At 71.6% G+C, this 26942-nt stretch carries 21 protein-coding genes; 5 read left to right on the forward strand and 16 right to left on the reverse strand.

Annotated features, from left to right (window positions below; genetic code table 11):
- Positions 1–13: 13 nt before the first annotated feature.
- The 5 genes from ACWDRW_RS28440 to ACWDRW_RS28460 all read right to left on the reverse strand — a co-directional run bounded on the left by ACWDRW_RS28440 (position 14) and on the right by ACWDRW_RS28460 (position 4132).
- A complete protein-coding gene (locus tag ACWDRW_RS28440; RefSeq protein WP_451727418.1) occupies positions 14–715 on the reverse strand; it encodes a hypothetical protein in 702 nt (233 codons plus the stop codon).
- A 7-nt stretch (positions 716–722) separates the two neighbouring features.
- Entirely contained in the window at positions 723–1346 is a 624-nt protein-coding gene (locus tag ACWDRW_RS28445) for a sigma-70 family RNA polymerase sigma factor (protein ID WP_451727421.1), read from the reverse strand.
- On the reverse strand, positions 1343–1537 hold the full coding sequence (locus ACWDRW_RS28450) for a hypothetical protein (protein ID WP_451727424.1): 195 nt from the start codon (positions 1535–1537) through the stop codon (positions 1343–1345). Before ACWDRW_RS28450 ends, ACWDRW_RS28445 begins: the two co-directional genes overlap by 4 nt.
- 382 nt (positions 1538–1919) lie before the next feature.
- Entirely contained in the window at positions 1920–2435 is a 516-nt protein-coding gene (locus tag ACWDRW_RS28455; protein WP_451727426.1) for a hypothetical protein, read from the reverse strand.
- A complete protein-coding gene (locus ACWDRW_RS28460) occupies positions 2432–4132 on the reverse strand; it encodes a PHP domain-containing protein (RefSeq protein WP_451727429.1) in 1701 nt (566 codons plus the stop codon). Before ACWDRW_RS28460 ends, ACWDRW_RS28455 begins: the two co-directional genes overlap by 4 nt.
- Before the next feature lie 321 nt (positions 4133–4453).
- Here ACWDRW_RS28460 and ACWDRW_RS28465 point away from each other — a divergent pair, with 321 nt between their 5' ends.
- The gene (locus ACWDRW_RS28465; RefSeq protein WP_451727432.1) at positions 4454–5782 is read left to right on the forward strand and encodes a jacalin-like lectin; all 1329 of its coding nucleotides are present in this window, start codon (positions 4454–4456) and stop codon (positions 5780–5782) included.
- On the opposite strand, the gene ACWDRW_RS28470 is transcribed toward ACWDRW_RS28465, so the two are convergent.
- Positions 5783–8098: an ABC transporter permease gene (locus ACWDRW_RS28470; protein WP_451727435.1), complete on the reverse strand. Its 2316-nt coding sequence runs from the start codon at positions 8096–8098 to the stop codon at positions 5783–5785.
- Positions 8095–8796: an ABC transporter ATP-binding protein gene (locus ACWDRW_RS28475; RefSeq protein ID WP_451727438.1), complete on the reverse strand. Its 702-nt coding sequence runs from the start codon at positions 8794–8796 to the stop codon at positions 8095–8097. The genes ACWDRW_RS28470 and ACWDRW_RS28475 overlap by 4 nt, the downstream gene beginning before the upstream one ends.
- A 138-nt stretch (positions 8797–8934) precedes the next feature.
- On the opposite strand from ACWDRW_RS28475, the gene ACWDRW_RS28480 reads away from it, so the two are divergent.
- The 3 genes from ACWDRW_RS28480 to ACWDRW_RS28490 are packed head-to-tail and all read left to right on the forward strand — an operon-like array spanning position 8935 to position 11019.
- Positions 8935–9735: a sensor histidine kinase gene (locus ACWDRW_RS28480; protein WP_451727441.1), complete on the forward strand. Its 801-nt coding sequence runs from the start codon at positions 8935–8937 to the stop codon at positions 9733–9735.
- Positions 9732–10388, forward strand: coding sequence for a response regulator (locus ACWDRW_RS28485; protein WP_451727444.1), 657 nt, complete (start codon positions 9732–9734; stop codon positions 10386–10388). The genes ACWDRW_RS28480 and ACWDRW_RS28485 overlap by 4 nt, the downstream gene beginning before the upstream one ends.
- Before the next feature lie 46 nt (positions 10389–10434).
- A complete protein-coding gene (locus ACWDRW_RS28490; RefSeq protein ID WP_451727446.1) occupies positions 10435–11019 on the forward strand; it encodes a TetR/AcrR family transcriptional regulator in 585 nt (194 codons plus the stop codon).
- A 17-nt stretch (positions 11020–11036) separates the two neighbouring features.
- Here ACWDRW_RS28490 and ACWDRW_RS28495 read toward each other — a convergent pair whose 3' ends face one another.
- From ACWDRW_RS28495 to ACWDRW_RS28535, 9 genes are all read right to left on the reverse strand, one after another.
- Positions 11037–11795, reverse strand: coding sequence for an isocitrate lyase/PEP mutase family protein (locus tag ACWDRW_RS28495; RefSeq protein ID WP_451727449.1), 759 nt, complete (start codon positions 11793–11795; stop codon positions 11037–11039).
- Between the two features lie 56 nt (positions 11796–11851).
- Entirely contained in the window at positions 11852–12319 is a 468-nt protein-coding gene (locus tag ACWDRW_RS28500) for a hypothetical protein (protein WP_451727452.1), read from the reverse strand.
- Positions 12320–12663: 344 nt separating this feature from the next.
- A complete protein-coding gene (locus tag ACWDRW_RS28505; protein ID WP_451727455.1) occupies positions 12664–13758 on the reverse strand; it encodes an endonuclease NucS domain-containing protein in 1095 nt (364 codons plus the stop codon).
- Positions 13759–13801: 43 nt separating this feature from the next.
- Entirely contained in the window at positions 13802–14656 is an 855-nt protein-coding gene (locus tag ACWDRW_RS28510; RefSeq protein ID WP_451727457.1) for a hypothetical protein, read from the reverse strand.
- A complete protein-coding gene (locus ACWDRW_RS28515) occupies positions 14653–19869 on the reverse strand; it encodes a caspase family protein (RefSeq protein ID WP_451727459.1) in 5217 nt (1738 codons plus the stop codon). The genes ACWDRW_RS28510 and ACWDRW_RS28515 overlap by 4 nt, the downstream gene beginning before the upstream one ends.
- A 109-nt stretch (positions 19870–19978) precedes the next feature.
- Positions 19979–21661 (reverse strand): DUF2264 domain-containing protein, encoded by a 1683-nt coding sequence (locus ACWDRW_RS28520; protein WP_451727462.1) that lies wholly within the window; start codon positions 21659–21661, stop codon positions 19979–19981.
- A gap of 65 nt (positions 21662–21726) precedes the next feature.
- The gene (locus ACWDRW_RS28525; RefSeq protein ID WP_451727465.1) at positions 21727–22758 is read right to left on the reverse strand and encodes a rhamnogalacturonan acetylesterase; all 1032 of its coding nucleotides are present in this window, start codon (positions 22756–22758) and stop codon (positions 21727–21729) included.
- A 61-nt stretch (positions 22759–22819) separates the two neighbouring features.
- A complete protein-coding gene (locus ACWDRW_RS28530) occupies positions 22820–24232 on the reverse strand; it encodes an RICIN domain-containing protein (RefSeq protein WP_451727468.1) in 1413 nt (470 codons plus the stop codon).
- 1 nt (position 24233) lies between these two features.
- Complete coding sequence (locus ACWDRW_RS28535; RefSeq protein WP_451727471.1) at positions 24234–25106, reverse strand: glycoside hydrolase family 43 protein; 873 nt, start codon at positions 25104–25106, stop codon at positions 24234–24236.
- Between the two features lie 222 nt (positions 25107–25328).
- Between ACWDRW_RS28535 and ACWDRW_RS28540 the strand changes: the two genes are divergently transcribed.
- Complete coding sequence (locus tag ACWDRW_RS28540; protein ID WP_451727474.1) at positions 25329–26900, forward strand: FAD-dependent monooxygenase; 1572 nt, start codon at positions 25329–25331, stop codon at positions 26898–26900.
- Positions 26901–26942: the final 42 nt, after the last annotated feature.

Raw genomic sequence — 26942 nt, forward strand, 5'->3', positions numbered from 1 at the left:
GGGGTGACCGGGCTCAGGTCGTCACCAGGTCGGCCCAGTGGTCGGCGAGGGCCGTGGCGGGCTGATGAACGGGGCCGAGTTCACCGTCGTAGGGGGCCTCCAGCTCGTCGACGGCGTGCCGGACGGCGTGTTCGGAGACGTCGGGGGGCGGTGCGGGCAGGGTGTAGTGGACGGTGGGGCCGCCGTCGGTGACCGCGTGGTGCGGGACGGGGGTGTATCCGTTCCAGTCGATGCCGTTGAGACGGTGGATCTGGTCGGCCCAGTGCTGGGCGTCGCGCAGTTCGCCGTGGCGCAGGTGGAGCAGGTACAGACAGAGCGCGGCGGTGACACTGCCCGCCCCGGCGGCGTACTGCCACCAGAACCGGGCGCCCTCCTCCTGGCCGGCGAGATGGAGCAGACAGCCGAAGGGCAGCGCGCCGTCGGGGTCACGGCCGGCCTCGAAGGCGGTGATGCGGTGGGCGGCACCGTCGTGGTGGACGGTGCCGCGGCACAGCAGGCGCAGGTCGTGCGCCGCCTGTTCGTGCAGCGCGGCGGGCGCGGGGTGGGCCCGCCCGGCGCCGTGGGGCAGAGCGGAGAAGAACCGCACCCAGCGCAGCTCGTGCAGTTGCCGGGCGAGGCCGTGCCGGGCGGACTCCAGGTCGGCTTCGGTGTACTCGTCCTGGAAGACACGCGCGCGGCGCAAGGCCTCCTCGACGCTGCGCGGGGTGCGGTTCATGCGTGGATCACTCCTTGTCGTCGTCGACGGTGGCCTCGGTCCGGTAGCCCATGGCGGCGGCCAGCCGGTGTTTGGCGGTACGGCGGGTGGAGCGGACGGTGGCCTCGCTGATCCCCATGATCAGCGCGGTCTCATGGGTGTCGAAGCCGAGCGCGTCCCGCAGGACGAGCACGTCGAACTGCCGCTCACTGAGCCGGGTCATCCCCCGGTACAGGCCCATGCCCTCCTCCAGCTCGGCGATCTCCCTGCCGTACTCGGCGTGGAAGGTCGAGCGGAAGGCGCCGAGCAGGGGTGCGCTGGCGGCGCTGATGGCGCGGGCGAAGGCCAGGGTCTCGGTGGTGGCGGGGCTGCGGCCCTGCGCGGCGAGTTCACCGTGCACCCGCTGCTTGAACAGGGCCCAGGCGTACCCTCCCGGGTTGTCCATGGTCTCCAGGCGCCCCCAGAGGGTGGCCAGATGGACGAAGGTGCTGTCCACCAGGCGGCGGGCCGCCGTGGCGTTGCCGAGGTGGATCCGGCCGTACTCCAGACAGGCCCGGTCGTAGCGGGCCTGGAAGGCCCAGAACTCGGGGGGCATGCCGGAGCGATGGGTACGGATCACGGGCCCCGCGGGGTCGGGGGTGGGACTGGTCATCGGCGGCCTCCCAGGGTGCGGGTGGCCGTGGGGGCGGATGGGGCGGGGGACTGGGGCTCGTCGCCGAGGGCGGCGGCCCCGATGCGTACTCCGGCGCCGAGGAGGCGCCGCACTAAGAACCACACGTCGGGCGCGTAGGACCGCGCCGCGGCGGCGATGGCCAGCACGAGGCCGGCTACGTCGTAGTTCACAGTGGCTGTTTTCCTTCTCTTTCCGACGGTGCCGTACCGCTCCGTCCCCCGTGTCGTCGCGGGCCGGACACCTGGAGCCTCGTTGCTCTGGAAAACAGATAAGCGGATCCCACCCGCCGAACGTGCAGCCCCGCGAACAGATCTTGCTGACGGAAGGTAGCCCTCCGCCTACCCATCGGTAGCCACAGCTTTGCTCCCGCTCACCCCGGCACCCCGCCGAGCTGGGCTTCCACCGCGGCCGAATAACCCGGAACGCCGTTTGCGCGAACGTGACATCAGGGCCATGACTTTGACGGTGTGTCACAGATCACGTTCACCCCCGCCGCCGAGAACACCGCCGCCCCTGACGGCAACGCGTGTCAGGGGCGGTGGTCGAACCGGCTCAGTGATCCGCACAGCACGGTGTCGGGTCCGGTACCTCGAAGGGGACCAGGACGCCGCCCACCGCGGGCATCGCGGAGAGGACGAGTTCGCCGGACCGGAAGTGCGGGCGAACGTGGGACCGCGTCATGAGACGGGAGGCCGGGGACGGTGGATCCGGGGTGCCGAGGACCGCCACCCGGTCGATCGCGGAGCCGGCGAGCAGCTCCGCGATCGTCAGGGTGCCGGTGAGCGCCGCGGAACCGGGGTACGCCACCGCTCGGCCGACGGCGTCCGGCAGGCCGGGCGCCACCTCGTGCCCCCGGCCGACGAGCGCCTCCCGGGCGGTGCGCAGGAGGGGCTCGTCCGGCAGGCTGAGGGAGAGCGCCACCCGGGGCCGGTCGCCGCGCAGCAGGTGCGTGCAGGCGAACACGTCCTCGGGGAGCGCGAGTTCGGCCATCAGCCCCAGCAGCAGGTGATCGGCCGCGCGCAGATCCCGCAGATCCGGGTCCACCGTGAGGGCGTACCCCGGGGTCACGACGGCAGGATCCACACCGGGTTGGAGTAGAACCACAGGTCCACCCACGGGTCGGCGTCGCCGACGACGTCGAGGGCCGGGCCCGCCGGGTCGACCGCCGCGCCCATCGCGCCCACGGCGGACCGGTTGCCGTCGGTGCCACGCAGACGGACGTACAACGGCCGGTCCACCCGGCCGAGTTCGTAGGTCAGACGTACGGTGCCGGACGCCCTGTCCACCTCGTACGACTTGACGACCTTGGCCGTCGGCGCGGTGAAGGTGTCCTTGTCGGACGGCGTTCCCGTGACATCGCCCTGGATGACGTCGACGCGCGCCAGCTTGGGCAGGAAGCCCGCCCAGTTGGGGCCGCCGGCCAGCGCGATGTCCACGCTCAGCGTGACCTTCGTGCCCTTCCTCACGTGCAGGGCGCCGCCCAGCGTGGCCCAGCGGCTGCCGCCGGAGACCCGGACGTCGAGGCCGCTGATCAGCTGGCCGTGGTCGACCCAGATCCGGCCGGCCCGGATGCCGTCCATGACGGCGGCGTAGGAGAAGCCGTCGGCGCCGACGTGCGTACGGCTGTACTGGCCGGGCCAGTAGTCGCCCTGGGTGACGTCGATCCTGCCGGCGTACACGGGGTCGTCGTACCGGCCGGCCGCGTTGAAGTCCCCGCCGCCGCGCGCCGCCGTGTCGCCGTACACCTGGTGCGAGTCGGAGTTGGCGGTGATCCACCAGGGCTTGCCCTCGGCGAGGAGGCTGTCCCACAGGCCGCCGACCGTCGCGGTCATCCAGTCGAAGCCGCCCCAGGTGCGGTAGCTCTCCGGCGGGTACCCGGCGAAGGAGTTGGCGCTGGGGTTGTTGTCGTAGATGCCGCGGGCGCGGGCCATGCCGAGCGGCGCCGGGAGACCCGCGGCCTGGTGGCCCGGGGCGCCCTCGAAGCCGACGGCGATCTGCCGGTTCGCGCCGGTCGCGTCGCGCCAGCCGCGGATCTCGTGCGGGGAGTCGACACCGCGTCGCGCCGGGTGGTTGGCGAGCATCAGCGCGTCCCTGACCTTGCGGCGCTGCACCTGCTCGGCGAGGAAGTTCAGGCCCGCGACGGCCAGGGCCTCGTTGGCGGGCGTGGAGTCCGAGGCACCCTTGACGCTGCCGTCGTAGTCGGTCTCGAACTGCTTGAGGACGGAGACCTCGTTCTTGCCGGGGTGCACGAAGACCGTGCCGTGCTCGGCGCCCGGGATGTTCCACTCGAGCCCCTGGAAGACCAGGGTGTCCTCGTAGGCGTCACGGGCGTCGACGATGTCCGGGTTGACCTTGTCCACGCCGATCTTGGCGTGGGTGACGCTGCCGTGGTCGGTGATGACCAGCCAGTCCATGCCGTGCTTGGCGCCCTGGCGGACCTGGTCGACGACCCGGTACTTGCCGTCGCTGCTGTACTGGGTGTGGATGTGGTGGTCACCGGCCAGCCACAGGAAGCCGTTCGTCCTGCGGCCCGCGGGGGCGGCAGCGGCGGCGGCCGGCGTCGCCGGGGAGGCGAGCACGCTGCCGGCGGCCAGGCCCGCGCCCAGCAGACCCGCGCGGCGCAGCAGCGAGCGGCGCGAGCGCTGCTCGGGGGTGAGCGCCTCGTCGGGGACGTTCACGTCGAAGGCGGCGGGCAGCGCCGGCCCCGACTCGTGGGTGTGCCCGTGCTCATGTCCGTGATGGTGGTGGTGATGCCCGTGTCCCATGACGCCTCCCGGATGCCGCTGCCTTCCGCGGCTGCCTTCCGCGGCGCGCGATCACGCCGCGTGTGGAGGATCGAGGCGACACATGAACGTTGAACGAGCGATGCGTGGACGGCGAGTGCCCCGCACACGTCGGATCGCCACGCCGCTCACAGTTTCCCCAACCGCCCTTGCGGGGCACACCAGTTGACACGGAACCTGAGCACTGTTCGCCTTTCGGTCCGGCAGGTGGACCCACCTGCCGACCCGCCCCGCCGGCCCCACCCGGCTGCCCCGACCTGATGCCTTTCCCGCCGACCCCACCGGATGAGAGACGCCCCCACCATGAGACGAGTCCTCGGTACTCTCGCGGCCGCCGCGCTGGCCCTCACCGGCCTCGCCACCACCGGCGCCGGGCCCACCACGGCCGCCACGGCCGCCACCACCGGCTCCTTCAACGTGCTGACCTACAACATCGCGGGCCTCCCCCTCGGCCTCGGCGACAGCGACCCGGAGACGAACACCCCGCTGATCGGTCAGCGCCTCGGCCCGTACGACATCGTCCATGTCCAGGAGGACTTCAACTACCACGCCTCCCTGTACGCAACCGACACCCACCCGTACCGCACGGCGACCAGCGGCGGCGCGGGCATCGGCGACGGCCTCAACACCCTCTCCGACTACGGCTTCGAGGACTTCGAGCGGGTGAAGTGGAAGGACTGCACCGGCACCAACTGCCTCACCCCCAAGGGCTTCACGCTGGCCCGCGTCCGTCTGACCGAGGGCGCCTTCGTCGACCTCTACAACGTGCACACCAACGCGGACTCCGACGACGACGCCCTCGCCGCCCGCCGCGCCAACATCGAGCAGCTGTCGGACTTCATCCAGGCCAACTCCTCCGGCAACGCCGTGATCGTGATGGGCGACACCAACACCCGGTACACGCGCGCGGGCGACAACATCCGCACCCTGCTGGCGGAGAACGGCCTGAAGGACCCGTGGGTCGACCTGGTCAGGGGCGGCAGCGCGCCCGCGCCGGGCAGTGACGCGCTGGTCTGCGACGCGGCCGCGCCGACGAACGACTGCGAGGTCGTCGACAAGGTCCTCTACCGGGGCAGCGACCTGCTGTCGCTGAACGCCACCCGCTACCACAACGAGTGGGCGTCGTTCCTGCGCGAGGACGGCGAGCACCTCTCCGACCACTTCCCGCACACCGTCGGCTTCTCCTACGCCCTCGACCCGTCCCTGCGGGCGAGCGACTTCTTCGGCGGCCCGCACGGCACGGCCTTCAACGACGCCGGCGCCCTCCCGGCCACCGTCTCCCCCCGCACGCTCACCCTGCGCGGCGGCTCCCGCCTGGACGCCGTGGCCCTCACGCACGACGGCGGGACGACGCTGAGCCACGGCGGGTCCGGCGGTACGGCCGCCTCGCTGACCCTCGCCGCCGGTGAGCACCTCACGTCGGTGAAGCTGACGAAGGGTCAGAAGGACGGTCGTACCCGGATCTTCTCCGCGGCCTTCACGACGGACCGGGGCCGCGGTCTGTCCGCCGGTGCGGCGACCTCCGACGCGGTCACCTTCACCGCGCCGTCCGGCTGGCGGATCGTCGGCTTCACCGGCCGGTCGGGGGACGAGATCGACAAGCTGGGTGTGCTGTACGCCCCGATCGGCTGATCACTCGTTGCGCAGCACTTCCGCGATCGTCAGGCGCCCGGCGCGGCGGGCCGGCACCACCGCGCCCAGGACCGCGATGGCGACCCCGGCGAGGGCCAGTCCGGCCAGCGCCGGGGCCTGCCACACGTCCGTCATGTAGGCGGGCAGGCTGATGTCGACCGCGTCCGCCATCCTCGGCACCACCCAGTGGTGGCCCGCGATGCCCAACGGCACTCCGAGCAGCGAGCCGAGCGCCCCGAGCACCGCCATCGAGGTCACCGTCATCAGCGTGACCTGGGCCGGGGTCATCCCGATGGACTTCAGCATCCCCAGGTCCCGCCGCCGGTCTCGGGTGTTGAGGACGACCGTGTTGAAAACACCGAGTGCGGCGACCAGGGCGAGCATCAGGGTGAGCGCGGCGGCGGAGCCGACGATGGTCTGCGTGACGGAGTTGCTGCCGCCCGGCGACGGGGACAGGCCCGGGTCGGCGTTCCGCGCCGCGCGCGCGTAGGCCTGTTCGTCGGCGCCCTCGTGCAGCCTGACGTGATAGGCGATGGGCTCCGCGTCGGGCGCCACGGCCTTCAGCGTCGGCCAGTCGCCGATGATCAGCCGGGCGTTGCTCTCCATCGCCTCCCCGACGATCAGCACCCGCTCGCCACGGCCCCCGCGCTCCAGCCGGATGTGGTCGCCGACGCGCAGTCCGTGCTGGCGCAGGAAGGCGGACCCGGCGACGATCTCGCCCGTGGTCCGGTTCCAGCGGCCGTCGGTCAGCACGCTCTGGAGCCGCGGCCGGTCGCCCCGGCGCCCCTCGAGGATCACCTCGTGCGAGGACCCCGCCATCCGCACGTCCACGTCGGCCCGCGCGGTGACCTCCCGCGCCCCGGCCAACCGGCCGAGCAGCGCGTGCAGTTCACGGTCGTCGTGCGCGGGCCGGACCTCACGGCCGTTTTTGAAGTTCCCGACGTACACGGTGACCTGGTAGGCGTCCCGCCCCGCGTTGCCGAACCGGTCCATTGTCGTGGCGAGGCCGGTCGCGAAGGTCACGGTCGCCGCCCCGAGGACCACGGCGGCCAGGGTGAGCGCGCTGCGCCCGGGCCGCGCGAACGGCAGCCCCATCCCCAGGCTCACCGCACGGGGCAACCCGCTGCCCGCGAGCCGCCGCTGGACGCCGAGCGCCCGGCCGGCGCGCGGCGCGCTGCCCGCGCTGATGGCCCGTGCCGCCGACATCCGGTGGGCGCGCAGGGCCGGGGCGAACGCGGCCAGCAGACACACGGCGGGCATGCCGAGCAGGGCGACGAGGTTCACCCAGCCGGCGATGGACACGCTGCCGTGGAACACCCCGGCGTCGGGCCCGGAGAACACGAACTCGAAGAAGGGCCGCGCCAGCAGATTCCCGACCGCGCAGCCCAGCGCGCAGCCCAGGACCGCCGGGACGGAGATCATCACGAGGTAGACGGCGACCACCTGACCCGGCGTGAACCCGATCGCCTTGAGCACCCCGATGTGCCGGAACCCGGAGATCACGGCGCCGCTGACGACGTTGCCGATGATGAGCACGGCGACCGCGATACCAAGGATCCCGAAGGCCATCAGATACGGGGTGTACGCCCGGGCCGCGGCGCTGACCTGGTCCTTGAGGGTGAGATGGGACCGGGAGGCGGTCAACGCGCCGGCGGGCAGCGTCTCGGTCACCGCCGCGAGCCGGTCGCGCAGTCCCTCCTCCGAGGAGGCGTCGGTGAAGCGGAACAGCATCTGGGTGGTGGTGGGACGCAGTTCGCGGGCCTGTTCGGGGGCGACCCAGGCCTCGGCGGTGCGGCTGAGGTCGAAGGCGAATCCGACGATGGTGAGGGAGGGGCCGGACGGAACCTGGATCTTCTTGCCGAGGTCGTCCGGGGTCCAGTCCGGGTCCCGGTTGAGGACGATCTCGCCGGGCCCGGTCGCCCAGCGTCCCGCCCACACGTCCAGGCGGTCCACCGGGCCACCGGGGTCGGCCCGTCCCACGACCGTGATCTCACCCCAGACCCCGAACTTCATGGAGCTCTCCGGCAGTTCGACGGTCGCCTGCGGGAACGGACCGGCGACGGCCTCGACCCCGCTCTGCCGCCGTACCGCGCGCGCCAGTTCGGCGTCCGACACCGCCCCGGGGTCGAAGGCGGCCACGACATGCGGGCCGCGCTGCTCGCCGAAGGCCTTGTCGAACGGCCGCGACGCGGCGTCGACCAGACCGAGCGCCACCACCAGCGCCGCCGTCGAGGTCAGCGTCACCAGGGCGATGACGACCGTCTGGAGCCTGCGCCGTCGCACCGCCGCGCGGGCGGTCCGCCACACCGCCCTCATGCGGACGGCTCCAGGGTGTGCTCGCCGGTGACCCGGCCGTCGGCCAGCTCGACGATCCGGCTCGCGCAGCGCCGGGCGAGATGGTCGTCGTGGGTGACCAGGATCAGGGTCTGGCCGATCTGGTTGAGGTCGATGAGCAGGTCCATCACCTGCTCCCCGGAGCGGCTGTCGAGGGCACCGGTCGGCTCGTCGGCCAGCAGCAGGGCGGGTCGGTTCATCAACGCCCGCGCCACGGCGACGCGTTGCCGCTCGCCGCCGCTGAGCACCGCCGGGTAGGCGTTGCGGCGGTCGGCGATGCCGAGTTCGTCGAAGAGCTCCAGTGCCCGGCGGCGGGCCTGCCGGGCCGGGGTGCCGGTCAGCTGGGCGGCCAGGGCCACGTTGTCCAACGCGGAGAGGTCGTCGATGAGGTTGAAGAACTGGAACACCATGCCGATCCGGCGCCGCCGGTACAGGGCGAGGCCCTTCTCGGACAGCTCGCCCACGTTCTCGCCGTGCACCAGGACCGTCCCCTCCGACGGCCGGTCGAGCCCCGCGATCATGTTCAGCAGGGTCGACTTGCCGCAGCCCGAGGGCCCCATCACCGCCACCGCCTCCCCCGCCCCGATCCGCAGCGACACCCCGTCCAGCGCCGTGGTCTCGCCGTACTCCTTGCGCACACCGTCGAGCCGTACGACGGCCCCGCTCTCCTCTGTGACCATGGCCAGGACGCTACGGGGACCGCCGCGCGCGGACATCCCTCCGGGGATGGCACCCCGCGCGGCGGTCTCATCCCGGGGATGCAGGCGCTGCACCTCCCGGCCGATGCGCGCGGGTCGACGGTCTGCCAAGGTGAACCCGTGTGGGAGTCGGTGATGTTGGCGGGGGCGGGCGTGGCCGTGGTGTGTCTGACGGTGGCGCTGATACGGACGCGGAGGCGATGGCAGGCGGCCGTGGGAAAGCAGGGCTGGCTGCTGGAGCGGGAGCGGGAGAACGCGGCGCAGGCCGCGGTCGCGGCCGAACGGGAGCGCATCGCGCGCGAGTTGCACGACATCGTGAGCCACACCGTGAGCCTCATGGTGGTGCAGGCGGGGGCGGCCCGGGAGGTGCTGGGCACCATGCCGGACGAGGCGGCGACGGCACTGCGCGCGGTGGAGGACGCGGGACGGGGGGCGATGACGGATCTACGGCATCTGCTCGGCGTACTGGCACCGTCACCGGACGGCGAGGACGACACCGCGGCCCTCGCCCCCCAGCCCGGCCTGGACCGCCTGGGCACCCTCGTCGACCGCATCTCCTTCGCCGGGCTGCCGGTCGAGGTGCGGATCTCCGGCGAGCCGCGCCCGCTGCCGCAGGGGGTGGGGGTGACGGCGTACCGGATCGTCCAGGAGGCCCTGACCAACGCGCTGCGGCACGGCGAGGGCGGCAAGGCCGAGGTCACCGTGCGGTACGCGGAACACGCGCTGCGCGTCGAGGTGTTGAGCACCGGCCCGAGCGTCCTGACCGGCGGCACCCCGCCGCGCGCGGCCGGGCAGGGGACGGGGCGCGGGCTGCTGGGGCTGCGCGAACGGGTCGCGGTGTACGGCGGTGACCTGGACGCCCGCCGACGGCTCGGCGGCGGTTACCGGGTCCGGGCGCGCATCCCGCTGGACCGCGGGTGACGGCGCCCCGGGTCCTGGTCGTCGACGACCAGACGCTGATCCGCACCGGGTTCCGGCTGATCCTCTCCGCGCGCGGCATCGAGGTGGTGGGCGAGGCGGCGGACGGCACGGAGGCGGTGTCGCTCGCCCGCGAACTGGCGCCGGACGTGGTGCTGATGGACATCCGCATGCCGACGATGGACGGCCTGGAGGCCACCCGCCGCATCCTGAGCCGGTCCCCGGACTGCCGGGTGCTGATGCTGACCACGTTCGACCTGGACGAGTACGTCTACACGGCTCTGTCGATCGGCGCGAGCGGCTTCCTGCTCAAGGACGTCACGCCGGAACACCTGGCGGCGGCGGTGCGCCTGGTGAGCACGGGCGACGCGCTGCTCTCGCCTTCGATCACCCGCCGCCTGGTGGAACGCTTCGCGACGCCCTCCGCCCCCACGGCACCACCCACCTCGCTGTCCGCTCTCACCCCTCGCGAACTGGAGGTACTGGGCCTCCTCGGCCGAGGCCTGTCCAACACAGAACTCGCCACCCACCTCACCCTGAGCGAGGCCACGATCAAGTCCCACGTGGCCCGCATCTTCGCCAAGCTGGCCCTCCGCGACCGGGCCCAGGCGGTGGTGCTGGCGTACGAGACGGGGTTGGTGAAACCCGGTACCTAGATGGTCTAGCTTGGAGGCTAGCGCCACCAGGAACCGGAGGTCCCCCATGCCCCGCGCAGGTCTCACCGCCGGTCGTATCACCGCGGCCGCCGCCGAGCTGGCCGACGAGGTCGGGTTCGAGAAGGTGTCGTTGTCGGCGCTGGCCCGGCGGTTCGGGGTGAAGGACGCGAGCCTGTACTCGCATGTGCGCAACCTCCAGGACCTGCGGACCCGGCTGGCGCTGCTCGCGGGCGCCGAGATGATCGACCGGATCGCCCTGGCGGTCGCCGGGCGGGCGGGGAGGGACGCGCTGGCGGCCTTCGCGGACGCCTACCGGTCGTACGCCCTGGAACACCCGGGCCGGTACGCGGCGACCCAGATCCGGGTGGACCAGACCCTCGTGGCGGACTCCCCCGCCCTGCGCCGCAACGCCGAGATCACCTACGGCATGCTCCGCGCCTACGGCCTGGAGGAACCCGATCTCACCGACGCGGTACGCCTGTTGCGCAGCACCTTCCACGGCTACTGCGCCCTGGAGTCCGCGGGTGCCTTCGGCGCGCCGAGGGACGTACGCCGCTCATGGGAGCGCGCGGTCGACGCCTTGCACGTGGCGCTGGAGCACTGGCCCCGGGAGGAGAGGCCGCATGACTGACCACGACGCTGCTGCGGTCAGCGGACCAGGGACTGCACCTCGCCGTACGCCGGTGCCGCGCCGCGCGGTGTCCGGCCCGCGCGGAGGTCGGTGACCGTCTCCACGGCCGCGCCCAGCGCCCTGCGATACAGCAGCGAACCGAGGCTGACACGACGTACGCCCAGGTCCGCGAGGTGCTGGAGGGTGGGGCCCGTGGGTGAGTACAGGATGTTCAGCGGGGCGTCGAGCCGCCGGACGAGCCTGTCGATCCGTGCCGGGTCGGTCAGGCCCGGGACGAACACGCCGTCCGCGCCCGCCTGTTGATAGGCGTCGAGGCGGCGCAGGGTGTCCCGCTCGTCGCCCTCCCCCAGCCAGTGGGTGTCGGTGCGCGCGTTGACGAAGAGGCCCGGCGCCGCCTTCTTCACGGCGGCGATCTTCGCCGCGTGGAGGGCGACGGGCCCCACCCCGTCCTCCAGGTTGATCCCGACGGCCCCGACGGCCGCCAACTGCCGGGCGAACTCCCCCACCGCGTCGGGGTCCTGGCCGAAGCCGCCCTCCGCGTCGACGGAGAGCAGAAACGGCCCGCGCCCCAGCGTGAGCGCCAGCCGCAGGGTCTCGTCCCGGGTCACCGCGGCCCCGTCGGGCACGCCCAGGCCCGCGGCGACCCCGAGACTCGTGGTCCCCACGGCCGCGAACCCCTCCGCCGCGAGCGCCGCGACCGACGCGTAGTCCCAGGCGTTGGGCAGCAGCAGCGGCTCGTCCTGGTGGTGGAGGCGGGCGAAGGCGGTGTGGGTCATACGACGACGGTAGGCGGGGGTCGGTTCGGCGACCGCCGAACCGTGCTGCCGGACGCTCAGATGTGGGCCCTGACCTGCCGCACCGGATGCCCGAGTGCGGCCCCCAGCCGGCCCAGTTCCTCGTCGCCGAACCAGGCGCGCTCCGGGTTCCAGACGGCGATCTCGAAGCGGGCGAAGCCGCAGGGCCAGTCGTAGTCCAGCGCGTCGAGCGAGGTCGCCGCCCCGCAGCAGGGCACCTGCACCGCGAGCGTCTCGAACCCGTCCTCGTCGCGCCCGTCGACCAGCTCCGCCCACCACTCGGTGTCGATCGCGCCACCGCAGCGCGGGCACCCGATCTTCTCCAGGTTCTCCCCGCAGGAGACCACGGTGATCGTGTCGTACCAGGTGACCTCGATCTCGACGTCGACGCCGCCGGCGACCCCGGGCGCGAGTTCCACCACGAGCGCCTCGGTGCGGTCGGCGGCGGCCCGGTCGGGCTGCCAGGTCGGGTCGGCCGGTATGACGGAGAGGATGTCGTCACTCATGGATCACTCGCTCAGGACGGCGCGGAAGGGGCCACGAGAGTATCCCCAGCGCCCCCAACCCTTCCCGCGGCAACCACCGGGCATGACATCTGCACGACGCCCGTAAGCCTGCCACAGGCGCGCTCTGGCGGAGGACGGGCTGCCGGAGGCGTGGTACGCCACCGGCCAAGTTCCCTTGCCTCTTGACCGGTTACCACGACACATCAAAGAGGCGAAGAAGGTCGGCGGCCTGGTGGCGCACGAGGGCGGCGGTGTTCGCCCACTGCACGGGCGACGACCACACCCTTGACGGAAGTCTCACCGCCGACGAAGACCCTCCGCGCCGCCCGCGCCGCGCCCTGAGGTCACTCGACCTCGAAGTGCCGGGACACCTCCTCGATGGTGAATCTGGCCCTCAGCTTGCAGGCGGAGTTCTGGTTGGCGAACAAGCCGGCCCGCCAGAAGGCCTCCCGCCGCGGCAGAGTCCGCTGCCACGACACCGGCACGACCCACTCCCGGAGGTCCGCGCCCTCCTGCGAACCGGACCCCCCATACCGCCCCTTGACTGGCAATTCCGCCAACCGTCGCGGCGCACCATCGACGCTCACCACAGCCTCCTCGAAGGGGTGCGGCTCACCGGAGACGGTGCCCACGCCGACGTAGCCTGACTTCGGGATGTGTGTGAAGACCCGGGCGCCAAGCGGAAGGGATCGGAGGGTGCGCGAGAACCAGTCACCCCCACCGGCGGAGACGAACCCGTACCGCACAGCGTCCTCCCAGCTGCGGTCCCCGGAGTCGTCGTCCCCGAATGAGACGTACCAGTCCGTCCCGTTCCAGGGTTCCCGCTGCCCCTTCGAGCCACCGACCGGGGCGGCCGGCTCGGCGTCCTCTATGAGCCAGGTCCGTGCCAGGTAGGACCGTCCCTCGTCCTCGAAGTACCGGAAGAACAGCACGTTGATCGGCACCTCATAGCCCGAGGCCAGATACGTCACGATCCGCTCGGTCGCCGCGTCCACCTCGCCGGCGACGACGGTCAGCGTGTGCGCACCGTTCAGCGTCTCGGGCGGACTCCCCCCGAACTCGCGCGCGAAGACCTCGTCCAGTTCCTCGGGCAGTCCACGCCGACGGGCATACGTCGCGTAGATCTCCCGCACCTGCTCGTTGGTGAGGTGCTGCACCCACGACCCGTAGTCGAGAACCTGCGCCACGACCTCGCGGGGCGTACGGTCCCGCTTCAGCTCCAGCACATGCAGCCCGCCCTCTGCATCGAGCCCGAGCAGGTCGACGAACTTGCCGTGGTCGGTCGGAACTTGCCGCCCGATCAACAACAAAGGTCGCCCGAGGATGCCGGGTTCGGCCTCAATCAACTCCTCCAGCTTCGACTCCAACGGCATCCCCGGCGCCGTCACCCGCACCGGCTCGGCCCCGTCGACCCGCCACAGTCCGAATTCCAAGGGCACGCTCGACCTCCCCGCTCTGCCTCTCGCCCGCTGAACTCGCGGATCATTTCCCGCCCGGCCGCCTCAGACCCTCGCAGACCGCCTGCCCGGTCTCCTTCGCCGTCAGATAGGGCCGTACGTCGTGGGCCTTGGCTCCGTTGTGCACCAGAACGTCGGAGATCCGGTCCCCGAAGACGGGTGCCAGTTCCTTGGCAAGGGCCACGACGTCACCGCGGTCCGCGACATTGGTCCACCGTTTCACGGGTGCCGGCCAACGCCCGCGCCCGCCCACATGCGTCGGGACCAGCCGGTCCAGCACCAGTCCCCGCACACCCAACGGTGACCCCAGCGTGATCAGCGTCAGGTCGGGCAACTCGGGGTGCGCGCACAGCGCCTCGTAGGCGACCACCGTGCCGAGGGAGTGCGCCACGACGACCTCGGTGCGGTCGGTGAGGGCGCGCAGGAAGCGATCCTGGACGGCTGCCCGCACGGCCGGCTCGGTGAAGTAGCGGCGCACATGGCGGGCGTCGCGGATCATCAGCCGTTCGCCCACTCCGCTGAAGAAGCTGGAGTGGCTGAGCGCGTCCAGAGCTCGTTGCAGGACGTACGGCGTACGCCCGCGGGCCGCCACACCCGGCCCGGCGACCCGGCTCTCCACCTCGGCTGCGGCCTGCCACCAGGCCAGCAGGAGCTCTCGCTCAAGGCCCTCCTGAACGTCAGTGGCGTCCAGTTCGGGATCGCCGGAAGCGCGATGGCCGACGGGACGGAACAGGTCGCCGTAGAACGCCATGGTGACGTCATCGCGGGTGATGCCGAGGGGGGCCATGCCGTCGCGCAGGGCGGGAAACCAGTCGGTGAGCAGTGTCTCAGCACCCTTGTACTGCTGGGCTATGCCGTGGACCAGGACCACTCGGGTCACGGGAGACCCCCTGCGGACTCCTGCGGATCGGAGAGGGTGAGCACCAGAACGCCCATATACGCGGCCAGGCAGATGTGTCCGGAGGGCGCGGCGTCCACTGAGTTGATACCGCTGCCCACTTCGACTTCGGCGGTCCAGTGGGGAAACCGGGTGTCCCAGACCCGCAGGAGTCCGAGGTCGTCCCCCGCGATGAGGATCGGTATTCCGCGGACGGAGGACACTCTGATGGCACGGACCGGGGCGGCGAACGGCTCGAGTTCCGGGCCCGTGACCTCACCGGTCGCCAGATCCCAGAAGCGGAGGCGGCCGTCGCCCGCGCCCGAGACGACCACATCCCGGTCCAGGCGGAGGAAGTCCAGGCTGTACGCGCCTCTGACATGGCCGGTGAGCGGCTCGCCTACCCCGCCACCGGCCCGCAGGTCCCAAAGCCGCACGGTGCCGTCGAGGGCCGCGCTGGCCAACAGGTGTTCGGCACCGGGCGGCCCGGAGCGCAGCGCCATCACCTGCCCTGTGTGACCGGTCATCGGGGAACACACCGGAGCCTGCGTGCTCAATTCCCAGGCATGCAGGCTGTAGTCGTCAGCCACGGACACAGCGAAGGTCTTGCCGTCGATCGAGTGCAAGGAGGCTTTCCAGCAGATCCCGAACCGACGGCCGAGGCGTCGACGTGCGTCCACCGCCCAGACGTCCGCCTCCGTCCAACTGCTGGTCACGACGACTGTTTCACCGTGCAGCCGAGCGCTCACGGCACCGTAGAGCGCGTAGTTCGTCGACGTGATGTGCGGCGCGATCTGCCGACCGTCATGCAACGCGTGCACCCGTATGCCGTTGTGCGGGCTGCTCGTGACCACTGTGGGCCGCCCATCGGCGCCCGGCACGATGTCAACGGACGCGACGGTCCGATCAACACCGCACAGGGGTTCACCCTGGGGAGCCATCGTGGTGAGGTCCCAGACACGCACCTCACGGGTGAACGCGGTCACCGCCACCGGCGTCCCGTCCACCGTGCCCAGGGAAGGCGCCGGACACGGCTGCCTGCCCTCCGTCGAGTAGTTCACCAGGCCCTCGAGCGGCTGCCCGAGCGAGGCCCCTGTGGCCAGGTCCCAGACACGGACGGAGTCGTCGTACGACATCGAGGCCACGACGTCCGACCCGCCCGCCCGGGCGAGGGTGGCGCCCAGAAGCCCGTTGGTGTGGCCGACGAGTGGTCCGCCGACCGGGGCGCGCGTCACGATGTCGTGCACGTGGACGCCGTTGTCCTCCTGGGTGGAGAGCACCACGGGCCGCTCCCCTGAGAAGGCCACACCCAGAGCTTGGGCGTTCAGTGAGAGATCCTTGAGGTTGAAGAGGGCTTCGGGGCCACCCCTCACTCCCACACCGATACGCCACACATAGGCGTGGTCGAGGACCGTCGCCACGGCGATCTCCAGGTCCCGCCCGGCGCTGCGCACGGCGAGGAACCGCACCCCGCCGATGTGCCCTTTCAGCGGCCCGCACACGGGTCTCTGTGTGGCGTGGTCCCAGATCCGTACCGTTCCGTCCTCGCTGCCGCTGACGAGAACCGCTGCGGAGTCGAGCGTGCCCCAAGCGACACACCGCACCACGTTGGTGTGCCCGGTCATCGGCACCCCGAAGGGAATGCCGGTGACCGGATCCCAGCACATGACGTCCGTATCCTCGCCGCCCGTGGCCGCGAAGGTCCGTCCCCTGACAGTCCCCAGGGCCACCGCGGTCACCGGGCCCCGGTGTCCCTCCGCCGGTCGGCCCACCTGAGTACGCGTCCGCAGGTCCCAGATGCGGGCCGTCCCGTCAGCCCCGCCGGTGATCGCCAGCGGGCGGTCCGCATGGACGGCAACGCACTGGACCTGACCGCTGTGCCCCTCAGCCGGCTGGTCGGCGGACAGATCCCAGATCCGGGCCGTCCGGTCGACGCCGGCCGTCACCGCGAGCGACGCGTCCCCTCTGCTCGTCAGCGCTGCCGCACGGATGTCGTCGGCGTGACCCCTCAGCGGAGGTCGGAGTTGCCGCATCGTGTCCAGGTCCCACAGCCGCGCCTCCTGGCGACCGGTCGTGAGGGCAACGATGCGGTCGCGGTACCGCCCGACCACGGCCGACTGCACCCCGCTGCGGATGTGGTACCGGTGCGCTACGGCCGGCTCACCGATCTGTCGCCGGGTCACCAGATCCCACAGGGTCAGCATGCCGGTGCTGTCCCCGACGACCAGGGCGATCACGCCCGTGTCGAGCTGAGCCACGCACAGCGCCGTCACGGCACCCGCTGGACCCACAAGGGGCGCGTCGTCCAACCGCGCGTCGCCGCCCCCGGGAACCTCACTGAGGTCCCACACTCGCACGGCCTTGTCATAACCCCCGGTGACCGCCACCGTCCGGCCGTTGATGTCACACAGGGCCGCGTCCTGTACCGACCGCCGGTGCCCGGACAGCGCGGCCCCGAGTTGCCTGCGTTCCAGCAGGTCCCACAGCCGCGCCGTGCCGTCGTCGCTCGCCGTGAGCACGACCGGCCGCCCGGCCAGGATGCCGGTCCTGATCGCCCGGATCTGGTTGGTGTGGCCGGTCAGCGGCTTGCCGTACTCCTGTCCCGCCGACAGGTCCCACACCCGGACCGTCCCGTCGACGCCACCGGCCAATGCCACCGTGTAGTCCTCGAGCTCGCCGATGGCGACAGCGCTCACCGCGACCTCCATCGCCAGCGGCTTGCCGATCTGCCGCTGTGTCGTGAGGTCCCACGCACGCACCGTCGCGTCCAGGCTTCCGGTGACGGCGACGGCGCGCTCGTCTAGGTGCCCAACGGCAACGCAGTCCACACGCCTCTCATGACCGCTGAGCAGGCGGTGCGCTCCGCTGGCCGACCACCATGCCCACAGTGCGGTCCAGGGCCGCGAGACGGCCAAGTCCTCAATGCGATCCGCGAGGTAGTCGGCGTCGCAGCGTCGGGCCGACAATTGCAGATCCGCAGCGCGAGTGCCGAGCGGCCGGTCGGTGGTCAACCGGTGCGCCACCTGCTCGTACGCCGTGCGGATGTGTCGAGACGCATCTCCGTCGACAGAGGTCAACGCTCGGAGCAGCCCCAGTGGTTCGCTGGCCAGCAGGAACCCGGGGTCCTCGATCAGCTCTCCCAGCCGCCCTGCTGCGGCGGCGTGCGTGGCCAAGTGCTGTCGTACGTACGGCGGCGCCCCGAACCAGTCCCGTCCGGCCGGAATGACGGAGATCAGCGCGTCGACCACGGCACTCTGGATCTCCGACGTCGCCCGCCCTGCCGTCTTCCGCAGATGCTCGGCGAGGGCCTTGTGGTAGAGCCGGTACACCGAACGTCGGTCGTCGTCGACGACCTCCGCCACATACGCTTCGGCCACGTCCAGTACCCAGGACACGTCGGCCTCGGTGCACTCGGTCCCGGACAGCACCGTGCTCAAGGTGGTCCAGATCCGCCCCCGTGGCAGGCCCGTGCCCTCGGAGAAGGCGAGAGCAAGGAGCATGCGCCGTACCCGGGGTTCGTCCGGGCCGAAGCGGGCCAGGTAGTCGTCAAAGGCCTCGCCGATCTCGCTCGGCAGGTAGTCCGCCCAGCCGGGGCGGCGGATGTCGACCGGCTTCCGGTCCGAACGCAGGGTGCGAGCCGTGGTCCTGGCATACAGGTACACTCCGGCGGCACGCGAGGCGACGCCTTTTGCGACGGCCTCGGCGAGTTCGGGCCGCCCGCGATACGGGCTCTGGACCTCGGGTTCCTGCGTGGCCAGGAGCATCTTGCCGACGTATCCGGCGACGTCCTCGGGCTCCGCCCGGTAGCCCGGCCGGTCAAGGTCCACGCAGACGAAGGTGGGCCCAAGCGGCGTGACGAGTTCGTGACGTGTGCCCACCAGCAGCCGGACGCCCTGGATCTCGGACATCGGCCTGAGCAGTTCCCTGGTGATCCGCCGTGGTTCGCCGTGGCCGCCGGCGTCGGCCGCTGTATCGGATCCCGCCTCGTCGACCGCGTCCACGACGATGACGACCGGCGGCCCCTTGCGCCCCCGCCGGGTCAACTCCTGCAGCAGGGCGGCCGCGCCGTCAACCACCACGCCGAGGTGGTCCGCGATCCGCTCGACGATGTCGTCGAGGCGCTTGTGGCGTGCGTGCACCGCAGCCGTGACGCACCCTTGCGGTACGACGGTCGCGGGTTCGAGGCCGGTGAGATCGAACCGGGACCGGTAGCCGGGATCCGACAACGCGACCACCCGGCCGAGAACCGCCGACTTGCCGCACCCGGGTCGGCCCGTGACGACCCGTCCCATGCCGTCACCCTCGTCCGCCGTGAGCCATCGGCTGAGTTCGGCCAGTACTCGGGTGCGCCCGCTGAAGTACAGACCGTGCTCGGACTCGAACTCCACTCCCCGTGCACGCGGTCCGAAATGATCGGCAAGGTCCTGGGCGGCCACCCGGCGCTGGACTTCCAGGTCCGTCCCGATGGGCGGTAAGGCCTCCCGGAAACCGGAGTTGGGGAGGAAGGGCGCGAGTCCCGTTACCAGTCCGCTGGCCAGTTCCGCCCGCTGGCCGAGGCCGTCCGCCTCGAATGTCTCGTTGACCGCTTTCACCAGTTCGGTGAGGTCCAGGAACTGCTGTCGCTGCCCGGTGCGTTCCGTCGTCACGTCCACGGCCCTGCGCAGTGCGCTGACGAACCGGCCGTCCTCGGCAACGTCCTTGCGTCGGGCGGAGGCCAGAAACCACAGGCCGGAGGAGCTGCCCGTGCCGCCGTGTCGGTGGGCGATCGACTGCAGGGCCACTCCGGCGGCCTCGGCGCTGCCCGCGCCGCCGGAACAGGTGTCCAGGATCAGCAGCAGATGGCGTAACTCGCCCCGGCAGAGGATGCGTACCAGGTCCTCGGTCGCCAGGGCGGTCGTGGCCGCGTCCGCGTCGTGCGAGTCCCAGCAGAGCAGGTAGTGCCGGTCGCGGTCCTCGACGAGACCGTGCCCGGCGAAGTAGACGGCGACCACGTCGTCGCGCTGCAGACAGGTGTCCGCCGACCAGTGACGCAGTTTCTGGCGGACCTGCTCCGCCCCGTCGTACTCGCCGAGCCCGGGCAGAACCGACCGGTACCCCAAGCCCTCGAAGAGTTCCCGTGTCGCCCGGACATCGGAAGGCACCTTCCGAAGCTGCTCGTCCGCCGACATGTTGCGGTACCGGCCGATGCCCAGCGCCACGAAGAATCGTCGCCCCACGTACAGCCCACCCCGTCCCCCGGCAGCCTTTGGTCAAGACTGTAGCGGCGCAGTAGCCCTGTGTGCCCGTCCACCGCGAAGCAGCCGCCCGCGGTTGCCCCCGGCGCGCTCAGCTCACCTCGGCCCATCCGTCGCCGATTCCGATCCGGGAGGTGTCGCCGTCGGCCCAACGCACCACGAGCTCGCCGGAGTTCAGCATGCTCACGTCCGCCGTGCCGGTCAGTGGGGTGGGGTTCGGTTCCGCTGTGAGGCGGGCCAGGGCCGCGAAGAGGGTGGGGTCCTCGCCGGTGGTGCCGGTGAGGTCGTCGGACAGGGCGGCCAGCGGGGCCAGTTCCGTCCGTACGCCGTCCCCCGCCGCCCAGCCGGTCACCCGGACCGCCGTCCCCGGTTCCGTGCCCGCCACCAGGTACGCCCGCACCTCCACCGCCCCCCGCACCAGCACCACGCTCGTCACCCGGGCGCCCGAGGCCGTCGTGTGGCGGGAGGCCGCCCAGTCGGCGCCCACACCCAGCGGTTCGATGGACGCGCGGGTCGGGTCGTCGGCGACGAAGACGCTGTTGTCGTACGACGGTGAGGGCTCCGTCGCCGTCGAGTAGGCGAGCCGCGAGTAGTAGGGGTCGTAGTCGGGGTGCTCGCTGCCGTGGTTGTGGAGCCGGACCAGGCCGTCCGAAGCCGTGGACTGCAGCAGCCAGTTGGGTGGGGTGATCGGGTGTGAGGTGTCCGGGGCCTCCGACGGGCCTGGTTCCTCCGTCGCCGTCCACGCCTCGTGCTCCGGCGGAAGGAGCAGGCAGAGGAAGGCCTTGCTCGCCCAGTAGGGGGAGGCCGGACCCGAGTAGTTCTGCAGGACGGCGGGGTTCGGGCCGTGCCAGCCCAGGGTCAACAGGCCGCGCTCGTCCGTCGCGCCTCGGTCCAGGAAGTGGCGCAGAGCGCCGGAGGCCAGACGCCGGGTCTCGCCCGGGCGCAGGGGGGTGTGCCCGGTCAGCTCTCCCAGCCACAGGGGGGCCGTCGTCGCGAAGCGGTACGTCAGGGAGCGGCCCTGGTGCAGGGGCGCGCCGTCGGCGGCGAACAGGCGGGCGTAGTCCTCCAGGTGGCGGGAGAGTCTGCCGCCGTACAGGGTCAGCAGGTCCGCGTCCTGCGCCAGCCACGCGTGCAGCACCGGGTAGAGATGCATCGCCCAGCCGTTGTAGTAGTCGAACTTGCGTCCGTCGCCGTCGGTGTACCAGCCGTCCCCGAGGTACCACCGCTCGATGCGTTCCAGGCCGCGGTCGATCGCCTTGCGGGACGCCTCCGGCTCGTGGCCCACCGACTCCAGGAAGCCGCCCACCGTCACCGGGAACAACTCCCAGTTGCACGGCCAGGGTTCGGCCGTCAGCGCGTCGCCCAGCCACTGGGCCGCCCGTTGCCGCACGCTGTCGTCCAGGCGGTCCCACAGCAGCGGGCGGGTCAGGCGCAGGGCCAGGGCGATGGACGCTGCCTCCACCAGCGGCTGGCTGCGGTGCCTGACCTGGGGCCAGACTCCCGCGGTGCCGGCCGCGAGGCCCTCGGCGTACCGCTCCAGCGCCGTCTCGTCCCGGCGGAAGGCCGCCAGCAACAGCGTACGGGCGTAGCCCTCCAGGCCGTCGGAGAGCCGGCCGGAGAAGCTCTGCCGGTCGCCGGGGAGGTGGTACAGGGCCCGGTCGGGGGTGGCGTACGGCTCCACCGCGGCGAGCAGGGCGTCGGCGGCCGCCTCCCAGTGGGCGCGGGTGTACCCGGTGTACGGGCTGAGGAGGCTGTCGTCGGGGGGCAGTTCCATCGGCGGCGGTTCCTTCCGGCTACGGGCCTGGGGCGCCCCGGTTCCGGTCGGGACGCCCCAGGGGTTCATCCCACCCTCACTCGGCCCTCGGGCACCAGACCCTGGACCAGGAGTTCGTCGCGGACCAGTTCGGCGTAGGCGGTGGCTCCGCGCACCGAGGTGTGGGTGTTGTCCCGCTTCTCGTTGTACAGGTAGAGCGCCTTCGAGCCCTCGACGCCCAGCGATTCCACGAGCGCCTTGGTTCTCGCCGTCAGGTCGATCAGCGGGACGCCCTCGGCGGCGGCGACCGAGCGGACGACCGCGGGATGGTCCACACCCAGGCCGTTCACCAGCAGGGCCGTGCCGTTGTTCAGCGTGCCGTCGGAGTTGAACCAGCGGCGCACGATCGGTGTGACGAGCACGGGCTCGCCGCCCCGCTCCCGCACTCCGGCCACCAGGGACTCCAGATTGGCGCGGTACGTCGGCTCGTCCGTGGTCTTGTCGTTGTGCGCGAGCTGGATCAGGACGAGGTCGCCGCGGTGGATCCGGGGCCGCACGGTGGCCCACAGCTGCGGGTTCCCCAGGTAGGTGCCCGTACTTTCGCCGGAATCGGCGTGGTTGGCGACGGAGACGCCCTTGCGCAGGTACCGCGGGAGCTGCTGGCCCCAGCCGTAGTAGGGGTCTCCGGGCTGGTCGCAGACCGTGGAGTCGCCGACGAGGAAGATCTGGCGGGCGTGCCGGGCGGGGGTCACCCGGATGTCGGCGAGCGCGGGGGCCGATCCGCCGAAGGCCAGATCCAGGCCGGGGGCACCGTCGGCGCCGGTCGGCTCGCCCTCGGGGGTGCGGACGTCCACGGTGAAGCTGCGGGCGACCCGCTCGCCCGCCGGGACGACCGTCTCGGGCAGCAGGGCACGCCGGGTCTCCCCGACCACGCTCGTACTCGACTCCGCCGCGCCGCCGAGAAGTACCTTCACGTCGTACGTGCCGGGCGGGAGGTCGAAGTGGCAGGCGGTGGCGGTGCAGGCGGACGGTCCGTGAGCGGACGCGGCCTGCGCCGGTACGGCAAGCGCGGTACCCAGCGTCACCGCCACCAGCACGGCGATCTTGAAACGTCTCACGCGGCTCCTCCGTCACGATGAGCAGTTCGGGGACGACGCCCCCGGGGCTGGTCGGGGCTGGTCAACTGCCACGTGTCCACTGCTGGTTGGACCCGCCGTTACAGGTGTACGTGATGATCGCGGCGGAGTTGGCGGTGGACGCGCCGTTCACGTCCAGGCACTCGCCCGTCGCGCGGGACGTGACGGTCACGTAGGAGCCGGTGGTGGTCACGGACCACTGCTGGTTCGTGGCGGAAGCGGCGCAGCTCTCCTGGGTGACCGTGTTCGCGTTCTCCTGCACGCACAGTGAGCTGTGCCGGGTCATCAGCTGGTGGTAGCCGCCGCCGACGGACCTGAACCAGTACCTCTGGTTGGTGCCGCCGTTGCAGTCGTACTGCTTGATCTGGGCGCCCTGCCACTGAGACTGGCTGGTCACGTCGGCGCACCGGCCGGAGTGCCGGGCGATCAGGGTGTGGTACGTGGCGCTCGTGCCGCTGATCGTGCCGGTGGCCGTGTCCACGGTGACCTCCGGCGTCCAGGACATCGACATCGTGGTGGGGGTCGGGAAGGTCAGCGGCAGCCACACATAGCGGGAGTCGTTGACGGTCCCGCCGAAGGAGTTGCCCCAGCGGTCGCCCAGGTACAGATACGAGGTGGCCGAACTCCCCTGCACGGGAAGCACGTACGCGGTCTGGGAGCCGTAGGTCGTGGAGTCGCCGACGTTCGTCATGGCGGTCCACGGTCCGGCGAGGGAGGTCGCGGTGGCGTACTGCTGCTGGTTGGGGTTCCAGCCGGTGGCGCCCGAGGTGAGCATGAAGTAGACCCCGCCGCGCCTGAACAGCGACGGCGCCTCGCGGTGGCCGCCGTGCCAGGGGTCGGCGACCAGGGCGGCGACCCCGGTGTAGTCGCCGGTCAGCCGGTAGATGTGCAGGTCGTAGTTCTCCCGGGTGGCCGAGACCATGTAGCCGGTGCCGTCGGTGTCGACGAAGACCGTGATGTCCCGGGACATGTGCTGGCCGAGCGGGCGGAAGCTGCCCTGCCAGGTGTAGTTCCCGTCCACCGTGTCGGAGACGGCGACGGCGGCGCGCGCCTCGCTGTAGTCGGTGCCGTTCTCCTTGTGCATCCACATCACGAACTTGCCGGTGGAGGCGTTGTACATGACCTTGGGCCGCTCGATGTTGGCGGTGGCCAGCTCGGGGTCGCTCGCCTCGGTGAGGACGTGGTTGCGGAACTCCCAGTTCTTCAGGTCGGTGGAGCGGTAGGCGTCGACGTACCGGAAGGTGTTGTCGGCGTTGCGGTTCTCGCCGAACCAGTAGTAGTACGCGCCGACCTTGATGACTCCCCCGCCGTGCGCGTGCACGGGGTTGCCCGAAGTGTCGGTGAAGCGGGTGCCGTTGGCGACGGTCTGGGGGGCTGCCTGGGCAGGCGCGGCGGTGACCAGGGCTCCGGCGAGGGCCAGAGCGAGGGCGAGCAGGACCGCGTACACACGTCTCATCTCACGCACTCTCCTCGGCCGTGTCGGCCACGGGGACGCCGAAGTCCGGGGTTCCGTCGGCCTTCCGGCCGAGGGCCTGGATCCGGGTCTGCCGGTTGGGGTCGTTCAGGGGGTCGCCGACGATCTCCTTGTACGGGCGGGAGTGGTAGACGAGGACGTCGGTCCGGCCGTCCTCGGCGACGGTGAAGCTGTTGCGGCCCGGGCCGTACTGCCGGGTGGTGTCGGAGAGTCGTACCTGAGGGCCCGTCAGGGTCCACGGGTTGGCCATCCTCGACAGCCACAGCGCGGTGTTGTTGGCCATGCCGGGCCCGTGCTGGGCCCGGGCGAGACAGCGGGTGCCGCGGTGGGTGAAGGTGGTGGCGTCCAGCGAGAAGGTCTCCCACTGCGTCCTGAGCCGCCCGCGCTCCACCCAAGTGCCGTGGACGGGGTTGGCGTTGGCGCTCTCCAGCACCCGGATGCGCATCGCCCAGACGTCCTCGGCGGGCGCGGCGGCGAAGTAGATGTACCACCTGCCGCCGATGCGGTGGATCTCCGGCGCCCAGATGTGGGCGCCCATGTCACCACTGGTGCGCCTGCGCCAGATCACGGACTCGGCGGCGGTGGTGAGGCCGCCCAGGGTGCGCGAGCGGCGCAGGATGACGCGGTCGTACTCCGGGGCGGTGGCGGTGAAGTAGGAGAAGCCGTCGGAGTGGCGGTGGATGTGCGGGTCGGCGCGGTGGGGGACGAGCGGATTAACGTACGGGGCCGCCTTCTTCCGGCTCGGGGCGGCGTCGGCCACGGTGGGGGTCGCGGCGAGGGCTCCCGCGCCGACGGCGCCCTCCAGCATCGGTTGGCGACTCGGGATCCGGGGCAGGTCGTCGTCTTCGCGGCTCATACGGACTGCCTCTCGGGGGTGGGGGTACCTCGGGACACTCACGGATGTTCGATATGACGAATGACATCTGGCATGACGAACGCCGAAAAGGTAAGGGGGTGTTAGGGGGAGGTCAACGGGTCGGACGAGACAAAGCGCGTCAGACCTTGGGGGGTTGGGCGGACTTCGGTTGTCACCGGCAGCCCATTGCGGCCCAACTCAACGAATGATGAGATTTGTCTCATGATGGATCAGAACGTCGTCGTGGACGACGAGGTCGAGGTGTTGGTCGTCGGCGGCGGGCCCGTCGGGCTCACCGCGCGGGCGCTGCTGGAGCGCTGGGGCGTACGCGTCCTGCTGGTGGAGAAGTACCGCGAGTTGTCCCCGTTCCCCCGGTCGCGGCTGGTCAACGTGCGGTCGATGGAGATCTTCCGGCAGCTCGGGATCGACGACCGGATCACGGCGGCGGGATTCGCCCCGGAGTTCGGCCGTATCCGCTTCCGGGAGTCCCTGATCGGACCCGACTTCGCGTCGGCGGCGATGGTCGGGGTCGACGCGCCGGTGGCCGAGAGCCCGTCGCTCGGCGTGCTCACCTCGCAGGACCGGCTCGAACCCCATCTGCTGGCCGCGGGAAGCACGCCGGTGCGGTTCGGGGTCGAGCTGACCGACCTGACCGAGGAGGCCGACGGGGTGGTGGCCGGGCTCGTCGACCACGGGCGCGGGGTGCCCCTGCGGATCCGCGCCCGGTATCTGCTCGCCGCCGACGGCGCCAACTCCACCGTGCGCAGGCTGCTCGACATCGGCACCGAGGGGCCAGGGGCCGTCGGGAACATCAGCACCCTGGTGTTCGACGCCGACCTCACCCCTTGGAGCGCCCGGCACCCCGCCGGCGTCTACGTCACCCCGAACGGCACGATCATCCCGCTCTACCCGGAGGGCGGCTGGGCCTGGTTCGGGGCCACCCCGGAGAACCCGGATCGCGCCGACTGGACCGGTTTCATCGCACACACCCTCGGCACGGCGGCCGACGTACCCCTCCAGGTGCTGCGGGCGCAGCACTGGACGATGAAGGCGTTCATCGCCGAGAGGTTCCGGCACGGCAGGGTCCTGCTGGCCGGCGACGCGGCGCACGCGGTGCCGGTCGTCGGCGGTCTGGGCATGAACGCCGGAGTGGCCGACGCGCACAACCTCTGCTGGAAGCTGGCGGGCGTCATCCAGGGGTGGGCCGGGCCGAGTGTGCTGGACAGCTACGAACCGGAACGGCTCCCCGTCGCCCACCGGACTCTGCGGCAGGCGGTGGCCAACTCCGAGCTGATGTTCCAGGTCCAGGCCCGGCGCCGCAGTCAGCTGGAGGCCGGGGCGGCGAGCACGGAACAGATCGAACTCCCCTGGTCGGAGCGGTACTTCGCCACCCTCGGGCTGGTGCTCGGCGTCGCCTACGACTCCACCGCCGTACTCCCGGACGGGACCGCCCCGCCCGAGCAGGCCGACTCCACCACCGAGTACGTGCCCTCGGCGCGGCCCGGTCACCGCATGCCGCACTTCTGGCTGGCGCCGGACCACTCCACGCTCGACACCCTCGGCGAGTGGTTCACCCTGCTCACCGCCGATCCCGCCGTCTGGGAAGGGCACACCGCGCCGCCCTGGCCGCTGCGGGTCGAGAACCTGCCCAAGGAGCACGCCGACGGGTGTGGCCTCGGCCCGCGCGGAGCGGTGCTCGTCCGGCCCGACGGTCATGTCGCCGCCCGCTGGCCGGACGGCCCGCCGCGGGACTCGGCGCTGACGGAGGCCCTGACGGCGATCAACGGAACATGACCACATGGTGGGCATCCGGCCCACCCATTGGACAGGGAGGGC

The sequence above is a fragment of the Streptomyces sp. NPDC003635 genome, assembly GCF_053587635.1.

Coding starts and splice junctions, on each gene's coding strand:
- ACWDRW_RS28495 (WP_451727449.1), bottom strand. CDS start 11,795: ATGACCCACACCGCCTTCGCCCGCCTCCACCACCAGGACGAGCCGCTG.
- ACWDRW_RS28500 (WP_451727452.1), bottom strand. CDS start 12,319: ATGAGTGACGACATCCTCTCCGTCATACCGGCCGACCCGACCTGGCAG.
- ACWDRW_RS28540 (WP_451727474.1), top strand. CDS start 25,329: ATGATGGATCAGAACGTCGTCGTGGACGACGAGGTCGAGGTGTTGGTC.
- ACWDRW_RS28465 (WP_451727432.1), top strand. CDS start 4,454: ATGAGACGAGTCCTCGGTACTCTCGCGGCCGCCGCGCTGGCCCTCACC.
- ACWDRW_RS28475 (WP_451727438.1), bottom strand. CDS start 8,796: ATGGTCACAGAGGAGAGCGGGGCCGTCGTACGGCTCGACGGTGTGCGC.
- ACWDRW_RS28490 (WP_451727446.1), top strand. CDS start 10,435: ATGCCCCGCGCAGGTCTCACCGCCGGTCGTATCACCGCGGCCGCCGCC.
- ACWDRW_RS28530 (WP_451727468.1), bottom strand. CDS start 24,232: ATGAGACGTGTGTACGCGGTCCTGCTCGCCCTCGCTCTGGCCCTCGCC.
- ACWDRW_RS28445 (WP_451727421.1), bottom strand. CDS start 1,346: ATGACCAGTCCCACCCCCGACCCCGCGGGGCCCGTGATCCGTACCCAT.
- ACWDRW_RS28470 (WP_451727435.1), bottom strand. CDS start 8,098: ATGAGGGCGGTGTGGCGGACCGCCCGCGCGGCGGTGCGACGGCGCAGG.
- ACWDRW_RS28535 (WP_451727471.1), bottom strand. CDS start 25,106: ATGAGCCGCGAAGACGACGACCTGCCCCGGATCCCGAGTCGCCAACCG.
- ACWDRW_RS28520 (WP_451727462.1), bottom strand. CDS start 21,661: ATGGAACTGCCCCCCGACGACAGCCTCCTCAGCCCGTACACCGGGTAC.
- ACWDRW_RS28460 (WP_451727429.1), bottom strand. CDS start 4,132: ATGGGACACGGGCATCACCACCACCATCACGGACATGAGCACGGGCAC.
- ACWDRW_RS28440 (WP_451727418.1), bottom strand. CDS start 715: ATGAACCGCACCCCGCGCAGCGTCGAGGAGGCCTTGCGCCGCGCGCGT.